The following is a 19,150-nucleotide window of genomic DNA, read 5'->3' on the forward strand; positions in this document are numbered from 1 at the left end:
CCTTTGTACTCACCCTCTCGGGCTTTCCTCCGGGCTTCCCTTCGGTGTTTCCGACTCTATCAGATCCTTTCGGCGTCCGATTCCCGGTCGGCGGGTTTGTCTTCGCGGCTGTTGGGCCGTTCCGACGAGTGAGACTTTAGCGGATTCCCGGCTCCCGAGCTAATCGGGGGCTGCGTCCTTTCGAACGCGGATTCCTCATTTCGCAAATATGCACGCCGAAGCACACGACGACGGGTCGCCGATTGCTGGCAGATACTTGCGGAATGGCTGTCCGGGGACCGACCGGAGTCGGCGCTCACGTCGGACAACCCGGAGAACATTACGTAGCGGGCCGGGGTGTGTCAACTCGCTGCGGGCGGGACCCCTGCGGGCGTACGCTGGCCGACGTGATGACGCGTACGTGTACCCAGCTCTGGTGGGCCGCCTGACCGGCGGCCGTACTCACGTATGCACTCAACGGCCGCCGCCTCGGCGGCCGTTCTCGTATCTCCCTCCAGGACTCCGGGGGCCGGCCGACCGGGACGGCGGTCTCGATCTGGAGGTGGAGTAGAGATGACGCGGGTCTTCAGCGGGGTCAAGCCGACCGGACATCTGACGCTGGGGAACTACCTGGGTGCCATGCGGCAGTGGGCCGCGGTGGACCAGCACCGGGCGGACTCCCTGTTCTGCATCGTCGATCTGCACGCGCTGACCGTGGACCACGATCCGGCGCGGGTGCGCAGGCTCAGTCGTCAGGCGGCGACGTTGTTGCTGGCGTCGGGGCTCGACCCCGAGCTGTGCACGGTGTTCCTGCAGAGCCATGTCGACGAGCACACCCGGCTGTCGTACGTGCTGGAGTGCGTGGCGACGGACGGCGAGATGCGGCGGATGATCCAGTACAAGGAGAAGTCCGCGCGGGAGCGTGAGCGCGGTGGGAGTGTGCGGCTGTCGCTGCTGACGTATCCGGTGCTGATGGCGGCGGACATCCTGGCCTACGGGGCGGACGAGGTGCCGGTCGGGGACGACCAGACGCAGCACGTCGAGTTGACGCGGGATCTGGCGGTGCGGTTCAACCAGCGGTACGGGCACACCTTCGTGGTGCCGAGGGCCACTCCGCCGAAGGTGGCCGCACGGGTGATGAACCTGCAGGACCCGACGTCGAAGATGGGGAAGTCGGACGACTCGGGGCCGGGGATCGTCTATCTGCTGGACGAGCCGGACGTGGTGCGCAAGAAGGTCATGCGGGCCGTGACCGACAGCGGGCGGGACGTGGAGTACGACCGGGAGGCCCGGCCGGGGGTCTCGAATCTGCTGGAGATTCTCGCAGCGTGCACGGGCGGGAACCCTGAGTCACTGGCGGCCGTTTACGACTCGTACGGCGCTTTGAAGAAGGACACCGCTGAGGCGGTGGTGGAGGTTCTCAGGCCCGTGCAGGCCAGGCACAGGGAGCTGTGCGCGGATCCTGTCTATTTGGAGGGGGTGCTGCGAGATGGTGCGGAGAAGGCTCGGGCGATGGCCCGGCCGATCGTCGATACCGCCTATCGGGCCATCGGGTTGCTGCCGCCCGTGGCGGAGCCTTCACTGAACTCGCTGAGCGCCGCTCGCTAGCCGTGGGGCGGCGGGGTGGCCCGCCGCCTTCGCGGTGTCGTGGGTGTCAGTCCTTCTTGGGTGTCAGTCCTTCTTGCCGGAGGCGAGTTCGCGGCTGCGGTCGCGGGCGGCCTCGAGTGCGGCGATGAGCGCGGCGCGGACTCCGTGGTTCTCCAGTTCGCGGATGGCGCTGATCGTCGTACCGGCCGGGGAGGTGACGTTCTCGCGGAGCTTGACGGGGTGCTCGCCGCTGTCGCGGAGCATCACGGCGGCGCCGATCGCGGACTGGACGATGAGGTCGTGGGCCTTGTCGCGGGGCAGGCCGAGCAGGATGCCGGCGTCGGTCATGGCTTCGACCAGGTAGAAGAAGTACGCCGGGCCGGAGCCGGACAGGGCGGTGCAGGCGTCTTGCTGGGACTCGGGGACGCGGAGGGTCTTGCCGACGGCGCCGAAGATCTCCTCGGCGTGGGCGACGTGTTCGGGGGTGGCGTGGCTGCCGGCGGAGATGACGGACATGGCCTCGTCGACGAGGGCCGGGGTGTTCGTCATGACGCGGACGACCGGGGTGCCCGCGGCGAGGCGCTCCTCGAAGAAGGAGGTGGGGATGCCGGCGGCTCCGCTGATGACCAGGCGGTCGGCGGGGATGTGCGGGGCCAGTTCGTCCAGGAGGGCGCCCATGTCCTGCGGTTTGACCGTGAGGATCAGGGTGTCGGCGGTCTTGGCGGCCTCGGGGTTGGTGACCGCGGCGACTCCGTAACGGGCGCGGAGTTCTTCGGCGCGTTCGGGGCGGCGGGCTGTGACCAGGAGGTCGTCGGGGGCCCAGCCGGCTCGGATCATTCCGCTGAGCAGGGCTTCGCCGATCTTGCCGGTGCCGAGGACTGCGACTTTCTGGCTCATGCGGTTCAGTCTGGCACCGGGGTCGGGTGTGCGGGTCGGTTGTCCGGCAGGCGGAATGCCGGTCGGCGGGTGGGCCCGCAGCTATGCCGTGCGTCGTCGCAGCGTCGCTGCCCCGAGTGCCAGGACCAGCACCGCGCAGCCCGCCACGACCGAGACGTCCCGTACGAATGTCGCGGTCATGTCCGTGTGGTGGAGGACCTCGTTCATGCCGTCGACGGCGTAGGACATCGGGAGGACGTCGGAGATGGCCTCCAGGACGGGGTGCATGTTGGCGCGGGGAGTGAAGAGGCCGCAGAGGAGGAGCTGGGGGAAGATCACCGCGGGCATGAACTGGACCGCCTGGAATTCCGAGGCCGCGAAGGCCGAGACGAAGAGTCCGAGGGCCGTGCCGAGCAGGGCGTCGAGCAGGGCGACCAGCAGGAGCAGCCAGGCTGAGCCGGTGACGTCCAGGCCGAGGAGCCAGACGGCGAGTCCGGTGGCGAGGGCCGACTGGACGATGGCGAGGCCGCCGAAGGCGAGTGCGTAGCCGGCGATGAGGTCGGCCTTGCCGAGGGGCATGGCGAGGAGGCGTTCGAGGGTGCCCGAGGTGCGTTCGCGCAGGGTGGCGATGGAGGTGACCAGGAACATCGTGATCAGCGGGAAGATGCCGAGCAGGGAGGCGCCGATGTTGTCGAAGGTGCGCGGGCTGGCGTCGAAGACGTAGCGCAGCAGGATCAGCATCAGGCAGGGGACGAGGATCAGCAGCGCGATGGTCCGCGGGTCGTGGCGGAGCTGGCGCAGGACGCGGGCCGCGGTGGCCGTGGTGCGGGCGGCGTTCAGGGCGCTGGTGGGCGCGGTGGGGGTGGCAGGAGTGGCGGGCGCTGCCGGTGTGGTCGTGCTCATCGGGTCGTCTCCTTGGTGCGGTCCGCGGCGTCCGCGTCGGCGTCGTCTGCTCGGTCTGATTCGTCGACGAGGCGGAGGAAGGCGGCCTCGACGGTGTCGGTGCCGGTACGGGTGCGCAGGGCGTCCGGGGTGTCGTCGGCGAGGATCCGGCCTTCGCGCATGAGGAGGAGGCGGTGGCAGCGCTCGGCCTCGTCCATGACGTGGGAGGAGACGAGGAGGGTGGCGCCTCGGGCGGCGAGGTCGTGGAAGAGGTTCCACAGGTCTCGGCGCAGGACGGGGTCGAGGCCGACCGTCGGTTCGTCGAGGACGAGGAGTTCGGGCGTGCCGAGGAGGGCGACGGCGAGGGAGACGCGGCTGCGCTGGCCGCCGGAGAGGTTGCCGGCGAGGGCGTCGGCGTGGCTGGTGAGGTCGACGTCGGCGAGGACGCGTGCGACGTCCTGGCGGCGTTCGGCGGGGGCGTGGCCGGGGTCGAGGATCGCGGCGAAGTAGTCGAGGTTCTGGCGGATGGTCAGGTCGTCGTAGACGGAGGGAGCCTGGGTGACGTAGCCGATGCGGCTGCGCAGGGTGGGGTGGCCGGCGGGGCGGCCGAGGACGTCGAGGGTGCCGGTGACCTTGGCCTGGGTGCCGACGATGGAGCGCATCAGGGTGGACTTGCCGCATCCGGAGGGGCCGAGCAGGCCGGTGATCTGGCCGCGCGGGACGGTGAAGCGGAGGTGGTGGAGGACGGTGCGGGGGCCGCGTACGACGGTGAGGTCTTCGGCGTGGACGGCGTCCGGTGCGGTGGGATGGGGTGGATCGGGCGCATAATTCATCATGCGATGAATAATCTTCCCGGCGGCCGGTGCCGTCAAGGGGAGGAAGTAGGTGTGCCGCACACGAAAGCGGCGGCCCGGGAAGGAACCGGGCCGCCGCTGCCGCTGGGAGGTTGACGAGGTGTCGGATCAGGGCTTGGTCGCGACGAGCAGAAGCACGTCGTACGTCTCCTCGACGATGCCGTCCGGGAAGACCTTCAGCACATGGCCGCGCTCTTCCTCCAGGAACGCGTTCCGGCGCTCCTCGGGAGTGACGAGGAAGGCCGAGTGGCTGCCGATGTTGGCGATGTGGGTGTCGATCGGGACTCGGCGGCTCCAGCGGACCTCACGGCGGGTGAAGCGGAGGCGGCCGCTGGGGTCGGCGTGCTCGGTGCGGTCTCCGGTCTGGCGCTTCTCGGCGGCGATGTCCACGCCGAAGAACCGACCGAACCGGTCGGCGGCCTCGGCGATCCACTCGACGTCGAGGGCGGAGGTGTTCCACCACAGCGCCAGCGCACCGCCCGGCCGCAGCACGCGCAGCGCCTCCGGCACCGAGTGCGCGGTGTCGGTCCAGTGCCAGGCCTGGGCGTAGGTGAGGAAGTCGGCGTGGGCGTCGGCGACGGGGAGGGCGTTGCCGTTGCCGCGCACGATCGGGATGTGCGGCAGGGCACGGCGGAACTCGGCGGCCATGCCCGCACCGGGTTCGACCGCGAGGACGTCGGCACCGCGGCCGTCCAGCAGGGCGGTCGCGATCCCGGTCCCGGCACCGACGTCCACGACCCGGGCACCTGACAGCGACTGGCCGGCCAGCTCCTCGACGGTGTCGAAGAGGGCGGGCGGGTAGGAGGGGCGGTTCGCGGCGTACTGGGCCGCGGCGGCGTTGAAGGAGTGGGCGCGCAGGGCGGGGGACGGGGCGGCGGCCGGTTCCGGGGTGGCTGGACTCGTGGTCATGCCGCCATCGTGCGCGAGGTGGGGTGGGAGGAGACAGCGGGTTTCCGGCTCACGGGCTGCACGGCTTACCGGCTTTACGGCTCACCTGTGCCCGTCGCGGCTTACCGGTGCCGCTTCTTCTTCGACGGGTTGCCCGTGCGCCGGGAGGACCGGCGCTCGTACTCCTCGCGGGCCTTCTCGTACTCCTCGCGGTGCAGCTTCTCGCCCGGGGCCTCGGTGAGGGAGCGGAAGAAGTAGGCGAGCAGGGAGCCGACGAAGCCGATGGCGAGCAGGCCGCGCAGCTGGGCCTGGCGCTGGGGATCGTGGCGCCGGCCGAAGCCCTCCCAGGTGTTGCGGAAGGCGAGCGCGCTGCAGATCGCGAACATGGCGACGACCAGCACGGTCACGAAGGCGCCGGTGTCGGCGATCCGGATGCCCTCGTAGGCGAAGTTCAGGACCAGGCAGGAGGCGGCGGCCGCGGCGAGGGAGCCGATGGCCACGCCGGCTCGGCGGGCCGCGTACCCGTTGTCGTGGTTCACCCAGGAGGTGCCGAAGAAGCGGAGGGGCTCGGGGCGGGGGCCGCCATGGGCCGCGCCGCCCATAGAGCCCGCCGGGGTGTCCGGGGTGCCGGTCTCGTCGCTCACGGGACGATTATGGCTCCGGGCGGGGGCGGGCTCTTCGCGGGGTCAGCCGCAGCGAGGGGCGACGTAGCCGTCGCTGCCGGTCTGGACGAAGGCGTCCGAGACGTACTCACCGTTGCCGATGTTGTCCCAGATGTTCGAGGTGCCGTACGGGCCGGAGATGGTGGTGCCCGGCGACTGGCAGTAGATGTGGACCTTGGCGCCCTCGGGCAGGACGCGGACGAGGTTGTAGCTGGTGCCGGGTCCGCTGCGGACGTTCAGGCGTACGCCCGGCGCGACCGAGTAGTAGCGCAGGGTCTCCGTCGCGACCGCGGCCGCGGCGCTGCTGTTGTCGTCTTCTTCGACGCGCTCGACAGACATCGAGTGCCTCCCCCCATTGTCCCCATGACTGTCATGGGGTCACGTTGATTCCCCTGAAGCGAATTGCGAAACACCGGTGCGCAACTCGCATGCAGACGCTAGCAAGCCGCCTCTGTCTCGTACGAGTCATCGACTAGGCTCCGTGCGTCGCGCGCGCGGACGAAGAGCACGGGGGTGGTCCATGGCGCCACAGCGCAACACCGGAGCGGGCGCGGAAGCGGAACTTCCCGAGTACGCCGGTCAGTATCACCTGGAGTCGTGTCTGGGCTCCGGTGGCATGGGCGTGGTGCATCTGGCCCGGAGCACCTCGGGACTGAGGCTCGCGGTGAAGGTCGTACACGCCGAGTTCGCCCGGGATCGCGAGTTCAGGGGGCGTTTCCGGCAGGAGGTGGCCGCCGCCCGGAGGGTGAGCGGTGCCTTCACGGCGCCTGTCGTGGACGCCGACCCGGAGGCCGAACGGCCCTGGATGGCCACGCTGTTCATACCCGGTCCGACCCTCTCCGAGCACGTGAAGCGGAGCGGTCCGATGCCGGCGGCGCAGCTGCGCCGGCTCATGGCCGGGCTCGCCGAGGCGTTGCGCGACATCCATCGGGTGGGGGTCGTGCACCGGGATCTGAAGCCGAGCAACGTGTTGCTCGCCGAGGACGGGCCGAAGGTCATCGACTTCGGTATCTCCCGGCCCAAGGACAGCGAACTGCGCACCGAGACCGGCAAGTTGATCGGTACACCGCCGTTCATGGCGCCCGAGCAGTTCCGGCGGCCGCGGGAAGTGGGACCGGCGGCGGACATATTCGCCCTCGGGTCGGTGCTGGTGCACGCGGCGACGGGGAGGGGACCGTTCGACTCCGACAGTCCGTATGTGGTCGCGTACCAGGTGGTGCACGACGAGCCCGACCTGGCCGGGGTGCCGGAGAGTCTGGCGCCGCTGATCCTTCGCTGCCTCGCCAAGGAACCCGACGACCGGCCGACTCCCGACGAGCTGATGCGGGAGCTGCGGTCGGTGGCCGCCTCGTACGACACACAGGCGTTCATACCGGCGCAGCGGACGAGTGAGAGCGGCCGGGAGCCGAAGGCCGGTGCCGAGCAGGCCGTGGAACAGTCCTCGGAGCAGTCCGTGGAGCAGTCCGTGGAGCGGTCCGCGAGACGTCGTCGCCCGGGGAGGCGAGTGGTGGTTCTGGGCGCCGCGGCGCTCGGACTGGCCCTGCTCAGCTCCCTGGTCTCGGTGCGGCTGTTCGAGAGCAGCCGGCACACGTCGCAGCACGGGAGCCCGCGGACGGTGTCGACGGCCTCCGCCGGCTGGACGGCCGAACCGGTCGGGGCGGACAAGGGCATGCCGCAATGCTCCTACGGAGCCGGGAAGTTGCTCTGTGCCCAGCCCGGTGCGGTGTTCGCCGTGTCCCCCGCCGACGGCACCCTGTTGTGGCGGCACTCCGTCGCCACCCGGACCACGAGCGAACCGCCCGTGGTCTCCGCCGGTCTCGTGCAGCCCTATACGAACGGCGGGGCCCGGCTGGCGGCTCTCGCCCCCGCCTCGGGCAAGGAGGTCTGGGAGCGGAGCCTGCCCCCTGACACGACGATCCGTTACGCGGGCGGCATGGCCCTGCTCACGCGTGCCGACGGGACGGTCACCGGGGTGGACGCGGCGACCGGTGAGGCGAAGTGGCAGCGCGGGTTCCCCGGTCAGGGCGCACCGGCCTTTCTCTCGTTCCCGGGGGACTCCTCGGCCTACGCGGCCCGTACGTCCGATGACGGGTCGAGCACGCAGGTGACCGCGGTGGATCCGCGCACGGGGCACGTACGGTGGGACGTCCGGCTCGCCGGAACTCTGCGGCCGTTCGGTGCCCGGGGCGGCTCGGTGTTCTTCCTGTCCGTCGACAGCGTCTACGGACAGACCAAGGAGGTCGTCCGCTACACGGCCGCCTCCGGGCAGACGAGCCGGGTGAGGTTGCCCGTCGCGGTGGACGACGCCCAGGCGACCGTGCGGGGGTCCCTCGTCCACCTCCTGGGCACCGGTGGTTCCCTGGTCGCCGTCGACCTGGACGCGCACAAGCAGCTGTGGCGGCTGGAGACCTCCGTGAGCCTGGGGTCGGCACCGGTCACCGACGGCGCGAGGGTGTACTTCAGCGCGGGTGACGGGCGTCTTCTCGCCGTCGACGCGGCGAAGGGGAGGCTCGTCGGGCAGACCGAGGCCCGTCTCGGCAGCCACTCGGCCCGGGTTGCGGGGGCGCCGCCCGCACCGGTCGTCGTCGGCCATCGCGTGTGCGCCACCGCCCCGGACGGCACCGTCTTCGCCCTCGACGCACGCGATCCCTCGGCCTGGTGACCTGCGAAAGGGGCCGCCCCCGTCCGGGAGGCGGCCCCTTTGCGTGGACCGGTCAGCCCAGCTTGCTCACGTCGCGCACCGCGCCCTTGTCCGCGCTGGTGGCCATCGCGGCGTAGGCGCGCAGCGCGGCCGAGACCTTGCGCTCGCGGCTCTTGGGGGCGTAGACGCCGCCGAGGGCCTGCTCGCGTCGCGTCAGCTCCGCCTCGTCGACCAGCAGCTCGATCGTGCGGTTCGGGATGTCGATGCGGATGCGGTCGCCGTCCTGGACCAGGGCGATCGTGCCGCCGGAGGCCGCCTCGGGGGACGCGTGGCCGATGGAGAGGCCGGACGTGCCGCCGGAGAAGCGGCCGTCGGTGATCAGGGCGCAGCTCTTGCCCAGGCCGCGGCCCTTCAGGTACGAGGTCGGGTAGAGCATCTCCTGCATGCCGGGGCCGCCCTTGGGGCCCTCGTAGCGGATGACGACGACGTCGCCCTCCTTGACCTCCTGGGTGAGGATGCGCTGGACAGCCTCCTCCTGGGACTCGCAGACCACGGCCGGGCCCTCGAAGGTCCAGATGGACTCGTCCACGCCGGCGGTCTTCACGACGCAGCCGTCGACCGCCAGGTTGCCCTTGAGGACCGCCAGGCCGCCGTCCTTGGAGTACGCGTGCTCGGCGGAGCGGATGCAGCCGTTCTCGGCGTCGTCGTCCAGGGCCTCCCAGCGCTCGGACTGCGAGAAGGCCTCGGCGGAGCGGACGCAGCCGGGGGCCGCGTGCCACAGGTCCACGGCCTCGGGGGACGGGGAGCCGCCGCGGACGTCCCAGGTCTTCAGCCAGTCGGCCAGGGAGGGGCTGTGGACCGCGTGGACGTCCTCGTTCAGCAGGCCGGCGCGGTGCAGTTCGCCGAGGAGGGCGGGGATGCCGCCGGCGCGGTGCACGTCCTCCATGTAGTACGTGCGGTTCTTCGCGACGTTGGGCGCGACCTTGGCCAGGCAGGGGACGCGGCGGGAGACGGCGTCGATCTGCTCCAGGCCGAACGGGACGTCCGCCTCCTGGGCGGCGGCCAGCAGGTGCAGGATCGTGTTGGTGGAGCCGCCCATCGCGATGTCCAGGGCCATGGCGTTCTCGAAGGCCGCGAAGGTGGCGATGTTGAGCGGGAGGACCGACTCGTCGTCCTGCTCGTAGTAGCGGCGGGTGAGGTCCATGACCGTGCGGGCCGCGTCCTCGTAGAGCCGGCGGCGGGCCGTGTGGGTGGCGAGGACCGAGCCGTTGCCCGGGAGGGAGAGGCCGATGGCCTCGGTCAGGCAGTTCATCGAGTTGGCGGTGAACATGCCGGAACAGCTGCCGCAGGTCGGGCAGGCGTTCTCCTCGATCCGGAGGATGTCCTCGTCGGAGATCTTGTCGTTGACGGCGTCGGAGATCGCGTCGACCAGGTCGAGGGTGCGGACCGTGCCGTCGACCAGGGTGGCGCGGCCGGACTCCATCGGACCGCCGGAGACGAAGACCGTCGGGATGTTCAGACGCAGGGCCGCCATCAGCATGCCCGGGGTGATCTTGTCGCAGTTGGAGATGCAGACCAGGGCGTCGGCGCAGTGGGCCTCGACCATGTACTCCACCGAGTCCGCGATCAGGTCGCGGGAGGGCAGGGAGTACAGCATGCCGCCGTGGCCCATGGCGATGCCGTCGTCGACCGCGATCGTGTTGAACTCGCGCGGGATGCCGCCGGCCTCCTTGATCGCCTCGCTGACGATCCGGCCGACCGGCTGCAGGTGGGTGTGGCCCGGGACGAACTCGGTGAAGGAGTTGGCGACGGCGATGATGGGCTTCCGGCCGATGTCCGCACCGGGTACACCGGAGGCGCGCATAAGGGCGCGGGCGCCCGCCATGTTGCGGCCGTGGGTGACTGTGCGGGACCTCAGCTCGGGCATCGTCGCTCGCTCCTTCAGAGACTGCGATCAGAGAGACTTCTGACTTCTTACGAGCGTACGCCGCCCCTCCAAGGGCTGGACAAGGTTGTCCGGAATGCGGGACGCGTGTTTCACGGAACGCCGACGTCAGGACTGCGTCACCTTCAGGACCGCGTCACCTTCGGGACCGGGTCCTCACCCTCAGGGCTGAGTCAGATGTCCCTGCACCACCGGCGCCACCCGCGCGATGATCTGCTCCAGGTCCGCCGAGGCCAGCGGCTCCAGCTTGATCACGTAGCGCATCATCGCCGTGCCCACCAGCTGCGCGGCCGCCAGCTCGGCCCGCAGTTCCGCGTCCGGCAGGTCCACCTGGGCGGCGATGCGGCGCAGCAGCTGGGCGGCGACGAGGCGGCGGAAGACGGCGGCGGCGGTCTCGTTGTTCACGGCGGACCGGAGGATCGCGAGGAGGGGCGTACGGGTCGTGGGGTTCTCCCAGACGCCGAAGACGAAGCGGGTCAGCCGCTCCCCCACCCCCTCCAGCGGGCCGTCGGCCACCGCGTTCGGCGCGTTGAGCGCGGGGGCGAAGGCGACCTCGATGGCGGCCTCGAAGACCTGTTCCTTGGTGCCGAAGTAGTGGTGGACCAGCGCGGAGTCGACCCCGGCGGCCTTGGCGATACCGCGTACGGACGTCTTCTCGTAGCCGCGTTCGGAGAACTCCTCGCGGGCCGCGGCGAGGATCCGGTCGCGGGTGTCGGCGGACTCGGCGCGCGGCGGCCGTCCCCTGCGGCGTGCGGTGGCCCCGGTCATCGCCGGGGCACCTGCACGGCGGCGGCCAGATGCTTGCGGGTGAAGGCCAGGGCCTCGGCGAGGTCGGCCTCGCGCTCGGCGCTGGACATCGCCCGGCGGGTGTTGACCTCGATGACGACATGGCCGTCGTAGCCGGTGCGCGCGAGGCGCTCCAGCAGCTCGGCGCAGGGCTGGGTGCCGCGGCCGGGGACCAGGTGCTCGTCCTTGGCCGAGCCCCGGCCGTCGGCGAGGTGGACGTGGCCGAGGCGGTCGCCCATGCGGTCGAGCATGCCCAGCGCGTCCGTGCGGGCCGTCGCCGCGTGGCTGAGGTCGATCGTGAAGTGCCGGTAGTCGTCCTTGGTGACGTCCCACTCGGGCGCGTAGGCCAGCATCTCGCGGTCGCGGTAGCGCCACGGGTACATGTTCTCGACGGCGAACCGTACGTCCGTCTCGTGCGCCATCCGCCAGATCCCGGAGACGAAGTCGCGGGCGTACTGCCGCTGCCAGCGGAAGGGCGGGTGTACGACGACGGTGGAGGCGCCCAGCTTCTCCGCGGCCGCCCTGGCCCGCTGGAGCTTGACCCAGGGGTCTGTGGACCAGACCCGCTGGGTGATCAGCAGGCAGGGGGCGTGCACGGCCAGGATCGGAATGCCGTGGTAGTCGGACAGGCGACGCAGGGCCTCGATGTCCTGGCTGACCGGGTCGGTCCAGACCATGACCTCGACGCCGTCGTACCCGAGGCGCGCGGCGATCTCGAAGGCCGTCGCCGTCGACTCCGGGTAAACGGAGGCTGTCGACAGCGCGACGGACACGTCCCTTGGTTCAGCCACGTCCGTCACCTTACGGGGTCGAGTGGTGAGGGGGTGGGGTGCCTATTCGCCGTTGTGACGTTCGCCATTCGGGTGGGTGCGGGTGTGCTGCGGTTGCCTGCGCCCACGCCGCGGAGCCGCCCACCGACACGGCCCGCACCCCTTCCGATACGGCCCGCACCCCTTCCGACACGGCTCGCGTCCCTTCACGCAGTCAAGCCGTACCCATGTGATCAAGGCGCCGCAGGATCACGCCCTCGCGCAGGGCCCACGGGCAGACCTCCAGGCTCTCCACCCCGAACAGATCCATCGCGCCCTCGGCCACCAGCGCCCCTGCCAGCAACTGGCCGGCTCGGCCCTCGGAGACTCCGGGGAGTTCGGCGCGCTGCTGCGTGGACATGCCGGCCAGGCGGGGGACCCAGGCCTCCAGGGACTCCCGCTTGAGGTCGCGCTGGATGTAGAGGCCCTCGGCGCTGCGGGCGGCGCCGGCGATGCGGGCCAGCTGCTTGAAGGTCTTGGAGGTGGCGACCACGTGGTCGGGGGTGCCGAAGCGGTGGAACTCGCCGACGGTCCGGGCGATCTGCGCGCGGACGTGGCGGCGCAGGGAGCGGACGTCCTCGGCGGCCGGCGGGTCGCCGGGCAGCCAGCCGGCGGTGAGGCGGCCGGCGCCGAGCGGGAGGGAGACGGCGGCGTCCGGCTCCTCGTCGATGCCGAAGGCGATCTCCAGGGAGCCGCCGCCGATGTCCAGGACCAGCAGCTTTCCGGCGGACCAGCCGAACCAGCGGCGGACGGCGAGGAAGGTGAGCCGGGCCTCCTCCGCACCGGTGAGGACCTGGAGTCGTACGCCGGTCTCGTCCTCCACGCGCGCGAGGACGTCGTCGGCGTTGGTGGCCTCCCGCACCGCGGAGGTCGCGAACGGCAGCAGGTCCTCCACGCCCTTGTCCTCGGCGGCCTGGAGCGCGTCCTGTACGACCGCGATCAGCTTCTCGACACCGTCATCACCTATGGCACCGCTGTCGTCGAGCAGCTGGGCGAGCCGAAGTTCGGCCTTGTGCGAATGCGCGGGCAACGGGCGCGCGCCGGGGTGAGCGTCCACCACCAGCAGATGCACCGTGTTCGAACCCACGTCCAGGACACCGAGTCTCATGTACGGAACGCTACTGCCAGAACCGCCGTCCTCGGTCCCCGAAGCGGCCTCGGGCCACTTACCCTGGACGGGTGCCAAAGACGAAAAAGGCTAACTCCGACAAGAGCACCAAGACCACCAAGGGTGCCAAGTCGGGCAAGACGCCCAAATCCTCCAAGGGGTCGAAGGACCCTTCGCAGGTGAAGGCGTCGACGTCCGGGAAAGGCCCGAAGGTGAGCGACGAGAAGGGTCTCGACTTCGCGCGAGCCTGGGTGGAGTTCCCGGATCCGGCGGACGACGAGCAGATCTTCCGCTGCGATCTGACCTGGCTGACCTCGCGCTGGAACTGCATCTTCGGCAGCGGCTGCCAGGGCATCCAGGCGGGCCGCGCGGACGACGGGTGCTGCTCGCTGGGGGCCCACTTCTCCGACGAGGACGACGAGAAGCGGGTCGCCGAGCATGTGGCGAGGCTCACCCCGGAGATCTGGCAGCACCACGACGAGGGCACGCGGGGCGGCTGGATCTCCGAGGACGAGGACGGTTCCCGCCAGACCCGGCCCTTCCAGGGTTCGTGCATCTTCCAGAACCGTCCCGGGTTCGCCGGCGGCGCGGGCTGCTCGCTGCACATCCTGGCCCTGAGGGAGGGCCGGGAGCCGCTGGAGACCAAGCCGGACGTGTGCTGGCAGCTGCCGATCCGGCGCACCTACGACTGGATCGACCGGCCCGACGACACCCGCGTCCTGCAGGTCTCCATCGGTGAGTACGACCGCCGGGGCTGGGGTCCGGGCGGCCATGACCTGCACTGGTGGTGCACGTCGGCGACCTCGGCACACGGAGCGGGCGAGCCGGTGTACGTCTCCTACCGCGCCGAACTGACCGAACTGATGGGCAAGGCCGGCTACGACCGCCTGGTCGAGCTGTGCGAAGCGCGACTGGCCTCGCAGCTGCCCCTGGTGGCACCGCATCCGGCGGATCCGGCGTAGGGGTGCCGGGGCGCCTTCCGGGGCGCCGCGCTGCCTGCGGGGGCACTAGCTGTCCGACGGGCTCGGAGTTCCGTCGTCGCTCGGGGACGGTGACGGGCTCGGGGGGTCGGACGGGGTGGGGGCCGTGGGACTTGGGCTCGGGTCGGCCGGGGTCGGGGACTGGCTGGACGGCGGGTTCGTCGGGGGCGGGGTCGTCGGGCTCGGGTCGGGGGTGCCGGGGACCGGGGGCGGGGTCGTCGGGCGGGTCGGGGCGGTGCCGTAGCCGTCGATGGTGACCACGGCGCCCGCCGGTGAGATGGCCACCTGTGCGTGCCAGTGGCCGGAGGGCTCGCGGAGAGGATCGACGTACACCTTGATCGTCAACGTCTCGCCGGGGGCCAGGGTTCCCGTGGAGTGGCTGAGGTAGAGCCAGGCCGCGGAGGTGGCGGCGGACCAGCGGACGGGGCCAGAACCTGAGGCCGTGAGGGTGATCAGGGTGGTGTCACCGTCGTTGGCGGCACTGACCGCGAGCTGCCCCGCTCCCTTCTTGTCTCCTCCGGAGACGCTGATGACCTCCACGGAGACGTCCGACGTGCCGCCCTTGCCGCGGCCGCCGGGCTTCACGCTGGCGTTTCCGGCGTTCTCGTAGCCGCCTGCGGTGTCGCTGCCGAGCGCGTCGGGCCCCTGCGCCTCGCGCGCGGTGGCCGAGCGTCCCCCCTCGACGTCCGGGGTGCCCCGGTAGGCGGCCCACAGGGCCAGCACGGGGGCCGCGACGACGGTGGCGACGACGGTCGTGGTGACGGCACGCGCGCGCAGGCGGTCACGGCGGGCCGCGCGGTCCTTGGGGTCCATCGGGAAACCGCGCCGGTCGAAGCGGGGCATGGCCGCGCCCCGCGCGCGCGGCTGGTGCGTGAGGGTGCCGTGCAGGGCCGCGCGGGGTGCCTCCAGGACGGGCAGCTCGGCCGGGGTGACCGTGGCGCCGGGCCAGCGGCCGGGCACCGCGCGCTCGGCGGTACGGCGGCAGCGCGGGCAGTCGTCGACGTGCCGGACCAGCTCGCGGCGCAGGGCCGTGCTGAGGACCAGCTGGCTGTCTCCGGTCAGATGGGCCACGCTCGGGCACCCGCCGGTCTCGACCACGGCGAGCGCGGCGCGGGTGCGCTCGACCTCGCAGGCGGCGGAGGCGAGCAGCTCGCGCGCGGCGGCGGGCTCCATACCGAGGACGGCTGCGACCTCGGGGGCGGCGAGGTGGTGGCGGACGGCGAGTTCCAGGGCCTCGCGCTGCTCGGGGGTGGTACCTGCCGCCTCCGGCCACGCGAGCAGGGCCAGTTCGCGGCGCCGCTGCTCCTGGATCTCCGGGGCGACGGGCGGATCGGGTGCCTGTCTCGTGGCCGCGGGCCGGCCCGCCGCGTGGGTGGCCTGACGTTTCTGCTTGGCCTCGGCGAGCCCCCGCAGGCACGCCCAGCGGGCCAGCGCGTACAGCCAGGCCCTGCGGTCGGCGGGGGCCTCCGGGACACGCTGCCCACGCCGCTCGGCCAGCACCAGGACGTCCCCGAGGGCGGCGGTGGCCGCGTCGTGGTCGCACAGCACCGACAGGCAGTAGGTGAACAGACCGTCCAGGTACGGCTCGTAGCGGGCCGGCGGCCGCTGGGCGAGGGTGCGCGCGGCGGCTCGATCGCGCGCCTCTCGGCGCGCCCGGTGCGCGCCGGTGCTGCGGGTCGTGGTCTGAGGACTGCTGCTCATCACCCGTGCGACCGTAGGCGGCTACGGAGTGCACCTTCTTGTACCTTGAGCACTTTTAATCCGTACGGGTGAAACGATCCCTCATAAGGGGACAGGAACCCTTTGCTCCGCGGCTCGAACCCGACGGGCATTGGCCAATACCGATCCACCCACATGCGCCCCGAGCGGGCGTTGTCAGTACCGCGGGCTACGGTTTCCGCATGGCTGCCCGTACCAAGACCACCAAGGACCGACCGTCCTACCGCTGCACCGAGTGCGGCTGGCAGACGGCCAAGTGGCTCGGCCGCTGCCCCGAGTGCCAGGCCTGGGGGACGGTCGAGGAGTACGGCGCGCCCGCGGTCCGTACGACGGCTCCGGGCCGGGTCACCAGCTCCGCGGTGCCCATCGGCCAGGTCGACGGCCGCCAGGCCACCGCCCGCTCGACCGGCGTGCCGGAGCTGGACCGGGTGCTCGGCGGCGGTCTCGTCCCCGGCGCGGTCGTGCTGCTCGCGGGCGAGCCGGGCGTCGGCAAGTCCACCCTGCTGCTGGACGTGGCCGCCAAGTCGGCGAGCGAGGAGCACCGCACCCTCTATGTGACCGGCGAGGAGTCCGCGAGCCAGGTCCGGCTGCGCGCCGACCGCATCCGCGCAATCGACGACCATCTGTATCTCGCCGCCGAGACCGATCTGGCCGCCGTCCTCGGCCACTTGGACGCGGTGAAGCCGTCCCTGCTGATCCTCGACTCGGTGCAGACGGTGGCCTCCCCGGAGATCGACGGCGCGCCCGGCGGCATGGCCCAGGTCCGCGAGGTGGCCGGCGCCCTGATCCGCGCCTCCAAGGAGCGCGGCATGTCCACGCTGCTGGTGGGCCACGTCACCAAGGATGGCGCGATCGCCGGCCCCCGGCTGCTGGAGCACCTGGTGGACGTCGTCCTGCACTTCGAGGGCGACCGGCACGCCCGCCTGCGCCTGGTGCGGGGCGTGAAGAACCGCTACGGAGCCACCGACGAGGTCGGCTGCTTCGAACTGCACGACGAGGGCATCACGGGCCTCGCGGACCCCAGCGGACTCTTCCTGACCCGTCGTGACGAGCCGGTACCGGGCACCTGCCTGACGGTCACCCTGGAGGGCCGCCGCCCGCTGGTGGCGGAGGTGCAGGCGCTGACCGTGGACTCCCAGATCCCCTCCCCGCGCCGGACCACCTCGGGCCTGGAGACCTCCCGGGTGTCGATGATGCTCGCGGTGCTGGAGCAGCGGGGCCGGATCAGCGCGCTCGGCAAGCGGGACATCTACTCGGCGACGGTGGGCGGCGTGAAGCTGTCGGAGCCGGCCGCCGACCTCGCGATCGCCCTCGCGCTCGCCTCGGCCGCCAGCGACACCCCGCTGCCCAAGAACCTCGTCGCGATCGGCGAGGTCGGCCTGGCGGGCGAGGTCAGACGGGTCACGGGCGTGCAGCGCAGGCTCGCCGAGGCGCACCGGCTGGGCTTCACGCACGCGCTCGTACCGGGCGATCCGGGCAAGGTCCCGCCCGGCATGAAGGTCCTGGAAGTGGCGGACATGGGGGACGCGCTCAGGGTCCTGCCGCGCTCCCGTCGCCGAGAGGCCCCACGGGAGGCGGAGGACCGCCGGTAGACTTTGCCCAGGTCTCGCCCGTCCGTACGAACCGAGTGCGCGAAACGGGAGCGCCCCAGAACCTGCGACCGGAGGAGTGCAGTGGCAGCCAACGACCGGGCGGCAGCTCCCGGAAAGTCCGGTGGGAGTTCCGGTGCCGAGGGCCTGATGCGCGCCGCGCTGAGCGCGGTGGCTCCGGGCACGGCCCTGCGTGACGGCCTGGAGCGGGTTCTCCGCGGCAACACCGGCGGGCTCATCGTGCTCGGCTCCGACAAGACCGTCGAGGCGATGTGCACGGGCGGGTTCGTCCTGGACGTCGAGTTCACGGCCACGCGCCTGCGGGAGCTGTGCAAGCTCGACGGCGGCATCGTGGTCTCCTCCGACCTGTCGAAGATCCTGCGGGCCGGCGTGCAGCTGGTGCCGGACCCGACGATCCCGACGGAGGAGACGGGCACGCGGCACCGCACGGCGGACCGCGTCTCGAAGCAGGTCGGCTTCCCTGTGGTCTCCGTCTCCCAGTCCATGCGGCTGATCGCCCTGTACGTCGACGGGCAGCGGCGCGTGCTGGAGGACTCGGCGGCGATCCTGTCCCGCGCGAACCAGGCGCTGGCCACCCTGGAGCGGTACAAGCTCCGGCTGGACGAGGTCGCGGGCACGCTGTCGGCGCTGGAGATCGAGGACCTGGTGACGGTCCGGGACGTGTCGGCGGTCGCCCAGCGTCTTGAGATGGTCCGGCGCATTGCCACCGAGATCGCCGAGTACGTGGTCGAACTGGGCACGGACGGCCGGCTTCTGGCGCTTCAGCTGGAGGAGTTGATCGCCGGGGTGGAGCCCGACCGTGAGCTGGTCGTCCGGGACTATGTCCCCGAGCCCACGGCGAAGCGCTCCCGCACGGTCGAGGAGGCGCTGTCCGAGCTGGACGCGCTCTCCCACGCGGAACTGCTGGAGATGGGCACGGTGGCGCGTGCGCTGGGCTACACCGGCTCCCCCGAGACTCTCGACTCGGCGGTGTCCCCGCGGGGCTTCCGCCTGCTGGCGAAGGTGCCGAGGCTTCCCGGCGCGATCATCGACCGGCTGGTGGAGCACTTCGGCGGGCTGCAGAAGCTGCTGGCTGCGAGCGTGGACGACCTGCAGACCGTGGACGGCGTGGGCGAGGCCCGGGCGCGAAGCGTGCGGGAAGGCCTGTCGCGCCTGGCCGAGTCCTCCATTCTGGAGCGGTACGTCTGAGTCCGGGCCGGGGCGCCCCAACTCCTCGACGGCTCCCCTCAGTTGATCCAAACAACATTGCATGGGGTGATCACGCCGGAGTAGCGTGACACCGACCATCATGTTCGATTTGGAATCGAACTTTGCAGGGGGAACTCCATGAAGAAGCGCCTCATAGGCACGTTCGTCGCCGCGGCAGTCCTCGCCCCGGCACTGACCCTTGTGGGCACGGGGCAGGCGTTCGCCGCCGGCAACCCCGTGACCTGGAAGAACAACTACAGCGGCAAGTACCTGGCGTACGTCAACAACCGGGTCCGTACGATCAACGCAGACCCCTCCCAGAGCACGTCCCTGAAGTGGGACGAGTTCAAGCAGCGCGACGGCGCCTACGTCATGCAGCACCACATGACCGGGAAGTGCCTCGACAGCAACAGCAACGGTGACGTGTACCTTCTCAACTGCAACGGTGGCGACTACCAGAGGTGGTACGAGAGCCACGACTCCTCCGGCTGGCGGCTGAAGAACAAGGCCACCGGGCGCGTCCTCGAGGAGTTGACGACCGGGAAGATACAAACCGCAAACGACCACGGCTACCCGGTCCAGCGCTGGAGCTGAACCACAGTTCGCAACGCATGCAGAAGGGACACCCCGGCCTCG

At 71.2% G+C, this 19,150-nt stretch carries 17 protein-coding genes; 6 read left to right on the forward strand and 11 right to left on the reverse strand.

Annotated elements, in window-relative coordinates; genetic code table 11:
- The first annotated feature begins 552 nt into the window (after positions 1 to 552).
- Positions 553 to 1,587 carry a tryptophan--tRNA ligase gene (gene trpS / locus ACFYZZ_RS42240; protein WP_389188465.1) on the forward strand — a complete coding sequence of 345 codons (1,035 nt, stop codon included), beginning with the start codon at positions 553 to 555 and terminating at the stop codon, positions 1,585 to 1,587.
- A gap of 63 nt (positions 1,588 to 1,650) precedes the next feature.
- Here the strand turns inward: trpS and proC are convergent, their stop codons facing one another.
- From proC to ACFYZZ_RS42270, 6 genes are all read right to left on the reverse strand, one after another.
- A complete protein-coding gene (gene proC, locus ACFYZZ_RS42245) occupies positions 1,651 to 2,463 on the reverse strand; it encodes a pyrroline-5-carboxylate reductase (RefSeq protein ID WP_389188468.1) in 813 nt (270 codons plus the stop codon).
- 81 nt (positions 2,464 to 2,544) lie between these two features.
- Entirely contained in the window at positions 2,545 to 3,345 is an 801-nt protein-coding gene (locus tag ACFYZZ_RS42250; RefSeq protein WP_389188470.1) for an ABC transporter permease, read from the reverse strand.
- Positions 3,342 to 4,160 carry an ABC transporter ATP-binding protein gene (locus tag ACFYZZ_RS42255; protein WP_389188472.1) on the reverse strand — a complete coding sequence of 273 codons (819 nt, stop codon included), beginning with the start codon at positions 4,158 to 4,160 and terminating at the stop codon, positions 3,342 to 3,344. The genes ACFYZZ_RS42250 and ACFYZZ_RS42255 overlap by 4 nt, the downstream gene beginning before the upstream one ends.
- Before the next feature lie 126 nt (positions 4,161 to 4,286).
- Complete coding sequence (locus ACFYZZ_RS42260; protein ID WP_389188475.1) at positions 4,287 to 5,087, reverse strand: class I SAM-dependent methyltransferase; 801 nt, start codon at positions 5,085 to 5,087, stop codon at positions 4,287 to 4,289.
- A 101-nt stretch (positions 5,088 to 5,188) separates the two neighbouring features.
- Positions 5,189 to 5,710, reverse strand: coding sequence for an EamA/RhaT family transporter (locus ACFYZZ_RS42265; protein WP_389188478.1), 522 nt, complete (start codon positions 5,708 to 5,710; stop codon positions 5,189 to 5,191).
- A 42-nt stretch (positions 5,711 to 5,752) separates the two neighbouring features.
- Positions 5,753 to 6,067, reverse strand: a complete 315-nt coding sequence (locus ACFYZZ_RS42270; protein WP_389188481.1) for an SH3 domain-containing protein — start codon at positions 6,065 to 6,067, stop codon at positions 5,753 to 5,755.
- 181 nt (positions 6,068 to 6,248) lie between these two features.
- Here ACFYZZ_RS42270 and ACFYZZ_RS42275 point away from each other — a divergent pair, with 181 nt between their 5' ends.
- Positions 6,249 to 8,390, forward strand: coding sequence for a serine/threonine-protein kinase (locus ACFYZZ_RS42275; RefSeq protein ID WP_389188488.1), 2,142 nt, complete (start codon positions 6,249 to 6,251; stop codon positions 8,388 to 8,390).
- 52 nt (positions 8,391 to 8,442) lie between these two features.
- On the opposite strand, the gene ilvD is transcribed toward ACFYZZ_RS42275, so the two are convergent.
- From ilvD to ACFYZZ_RS42295, 4 genes are all read right to left on the reverse strand, one after another.
- On the reverse strand, positions 8,443 to 10,296 hold the full coding sequence (gene ilvD / locus ACFYZZ_RS42280; protein ID WP_389188491.1) for a dihydroxy-acid dehydratase: 1,854 nt from the start codon (positions 10,294 to 10,296) through the stop codon (positions 8,443 to 8,445).
- 180 nt (positions 10,297 to 10,476) lie between these two features.
- Entirely contained in the window at positions 10,477 to 11,082 is a 606-nt protein-coding gene (locus tag ACFYZZ_RS42285) for a TetR family transcriptional regulator (protein WP_386579601.1), read from the reverse strand.
- Positions 11,079 to 11,891: a sugar phosphate isomerase/epimerase family protein gene (locus ACFYZZ_RS42290; RefSeq protein ID WP_389188494.1), complete on the reverse strand. Its 813-nt coding sequence runs from the start codon at positions 11,889 to 11,891 to the stop codon at positions 11,079 to 11,081. The genes ACFYZZ_RS42285 and ACFYZZ_RS42290 overlap by 4 nt, the downstream gene beginning before the upstream one ends.
- A gap of 193 nt (positions 11,892 to 12,084) precedes the next feature.
- Positions 12,085 to 13,017 (reverse strand): Ppx/GppA family phosphatase, encoded by a 933-nt coding sequence (locus tag ACFYZZ_RS42295; protein WP_389188496.1) that lies wholly within the window; start codon positions 13,015 to 13,017, stop codon positions 12,085 to 12,087.
- Between the two features lie 71 nt (positions 13,018 to 13,088).
- Here ACFYZZ_RS42295 and ACFYZZ_RS42300 point away from each other — a divergent pair, with 71 nt between their 5' ends.
- A complete protein-coding gene (locus ACFYZZ_RS42300; protein WP_389188499.1) occupies positions 13,089 to 13,979 on the forward strand; it encodes a hypothetical protein in 891 nt (296 codons plus the stop codon).
- Between the two features lie 45 nt (positions 13,980 to 14,024).
- Here ACFYZZ_RS42300 and ACFYZZ_RS42305 read toward each other — a convergent pair whose 3' ends face one another.
- Positions 14,025 to 15,701 (reverse strand): hypothetical protein, encoded by a 1,677-nt coding sequence (locus ACFYZZ_RS42305; RefSeq protein ID WP_389188501.1) that lies wholly within the window; start codon positions 15,699 to 15,701, stop codon positions 14,025 to 14,027.
- A 197-nt stretch (positions 15,702 to 15,898) separates the two neighbouring features.
- Between ACFYZZ_RS42305 and radA the strand changes: the two genes are divergently transcribed.
- The 3 genes from radA (at position 15,899) to ACFYZZ_RS42320 (ending at position 19,108) form a co-directional block, all read left to right on the forward strand.
- Entirely contained in the window at positions 15,899 to 17,308 is a 1,410-nt protein-coding gene (gene radA / locus ACFYZZ_RS42310; RefSeq protein ID WP_389188504.1) for a DNA repair protein RadA, read from the forward strand.
- Between the two features lie 81 nt (positions 17,309 to 17,389).
- Entirely contained in the window at positions 17,390 to 18,514 is a 1,125-nt protein-coding gene (gene disA / locus ACFYZZ_RS42315) for a DNA integrity scanning diadenylate cyclase DisA (RefSeq protein ID WP_389188507.1), read from the forward strand.
- Between the two features lie 138 nt (positions 18,515 to 18,652).
- The gene (locus ACFYZZ_RS42320; RefSeq protein ID WP_389188510.1) at positions 18,653 to 19,108 is read left to right on the forward strand and encodes an RICIN domain-containing protein; all 456 of its coding nucleotides are present in this window, start codon (positions 18,653 to 18,655) and stop codon (positions 19,106 to 19,108) included.
- Positions 19,109 to 19,150 lie beyond the last annotated feature (42 nt).

The sequence above is a fragment of the Streptomyces sp. NPDC001816 genome (genome assembly GCF_042892235.1).
Lineage (GTDB): Bacteria > Actinomycetota > Actinomycetes > Streptomycetales > Streptomycetaceae > Streptomyces.

Excerpts from the sequence above, each read along its gene's own strand:
- trpS (WP_389188465.1), top strand. The coding sequence starts at position 553 with ATGACGCGGGTCTTCAGCGGGGTCAAGCCGACCGGACATCTGACGCTG.
- proC (WP_389188468.1), bottom strand. The coding sequence starts at position 2,463 with ATGAGCCAGAAAGTCGCAGTCCTCGGCACCGGCAAGATCGGCGAAGCC.
- ACFYZZ_RS42250 (WP_389188470.1), bottom strand. The coding sequence starts at position 3,345 with ATGAGCACGACCACACCGGCAGCGCCCGCCACTCCTGCCACCCCCACC.
- ACFYZZ_RS42255 (WP_389188472.1), bottom strand. The coding sequence starts at position 4,160 with ATGATGAATTATGCGCCCGATCCACCCCATCCCACCGCACCGGACGCC.
- ACFYZZ_RS42260 (WP_389188475.1), bottom strand. The coding sequence starts at position 5,087 with ATGACCACGAGTCCAGCCACCCCGGAACCGGCCGCCGCCCCGTCCCCC.
- ACFYZZ_RS42270 (WP_389188481.1), bottom strand. The coding sequence starts at position 6,067 with ATGTCTGTCGAGCGCGTCGAAGAAGACGACAACAGCAGCGCCGCGGCC.
- ACFYZZ_RS42275 (WP_389188488.1), top strand. The coding sequence starts at position 6,249 with ATGGCGCCACAGCGCAACACCGGAGCGGGCGCGGAAGCGGAACTTCCC.
- ilvD (WP_389188491.1), bottom strand. The coding sequence starts at position 10,296 with ATGCCCGAGCTGAGGTCCCGCACAGTCACCCACGGCCGCAACATGGCG.
- ACFYZZ_RS42285 (WP_386579601.1), bottom strand. The coding sequence starts at position 11,082 with ATGACCGGGGCCACCGCACGCCGCAGGGGACGGCCGCCGCGCGCCGAG.
- ACFYZZ_RS42295 (WP_389188496.1), bottom strand. The coding sequence starts at position 13,017 with ATGAGACTCGGTGTCCTGGACGTGGGTTCGAACACGGTGCATCTGCTG.
- radA (WP_389188504.1), top strand. The coding sequence starts at position 15,899 with ATGGCTGCCCGTACCAAGACCACCAAGGACCGACCGTCCTACCGCTGC.
- ACFYZZ_RS42320 (WP_389188510.1), top strand. The coding sequence starts at position 18,653 with ATGAAGAAGCGCCTCATAGGCACGTTCGTCGCCGCGGCAGTCCTCGCC.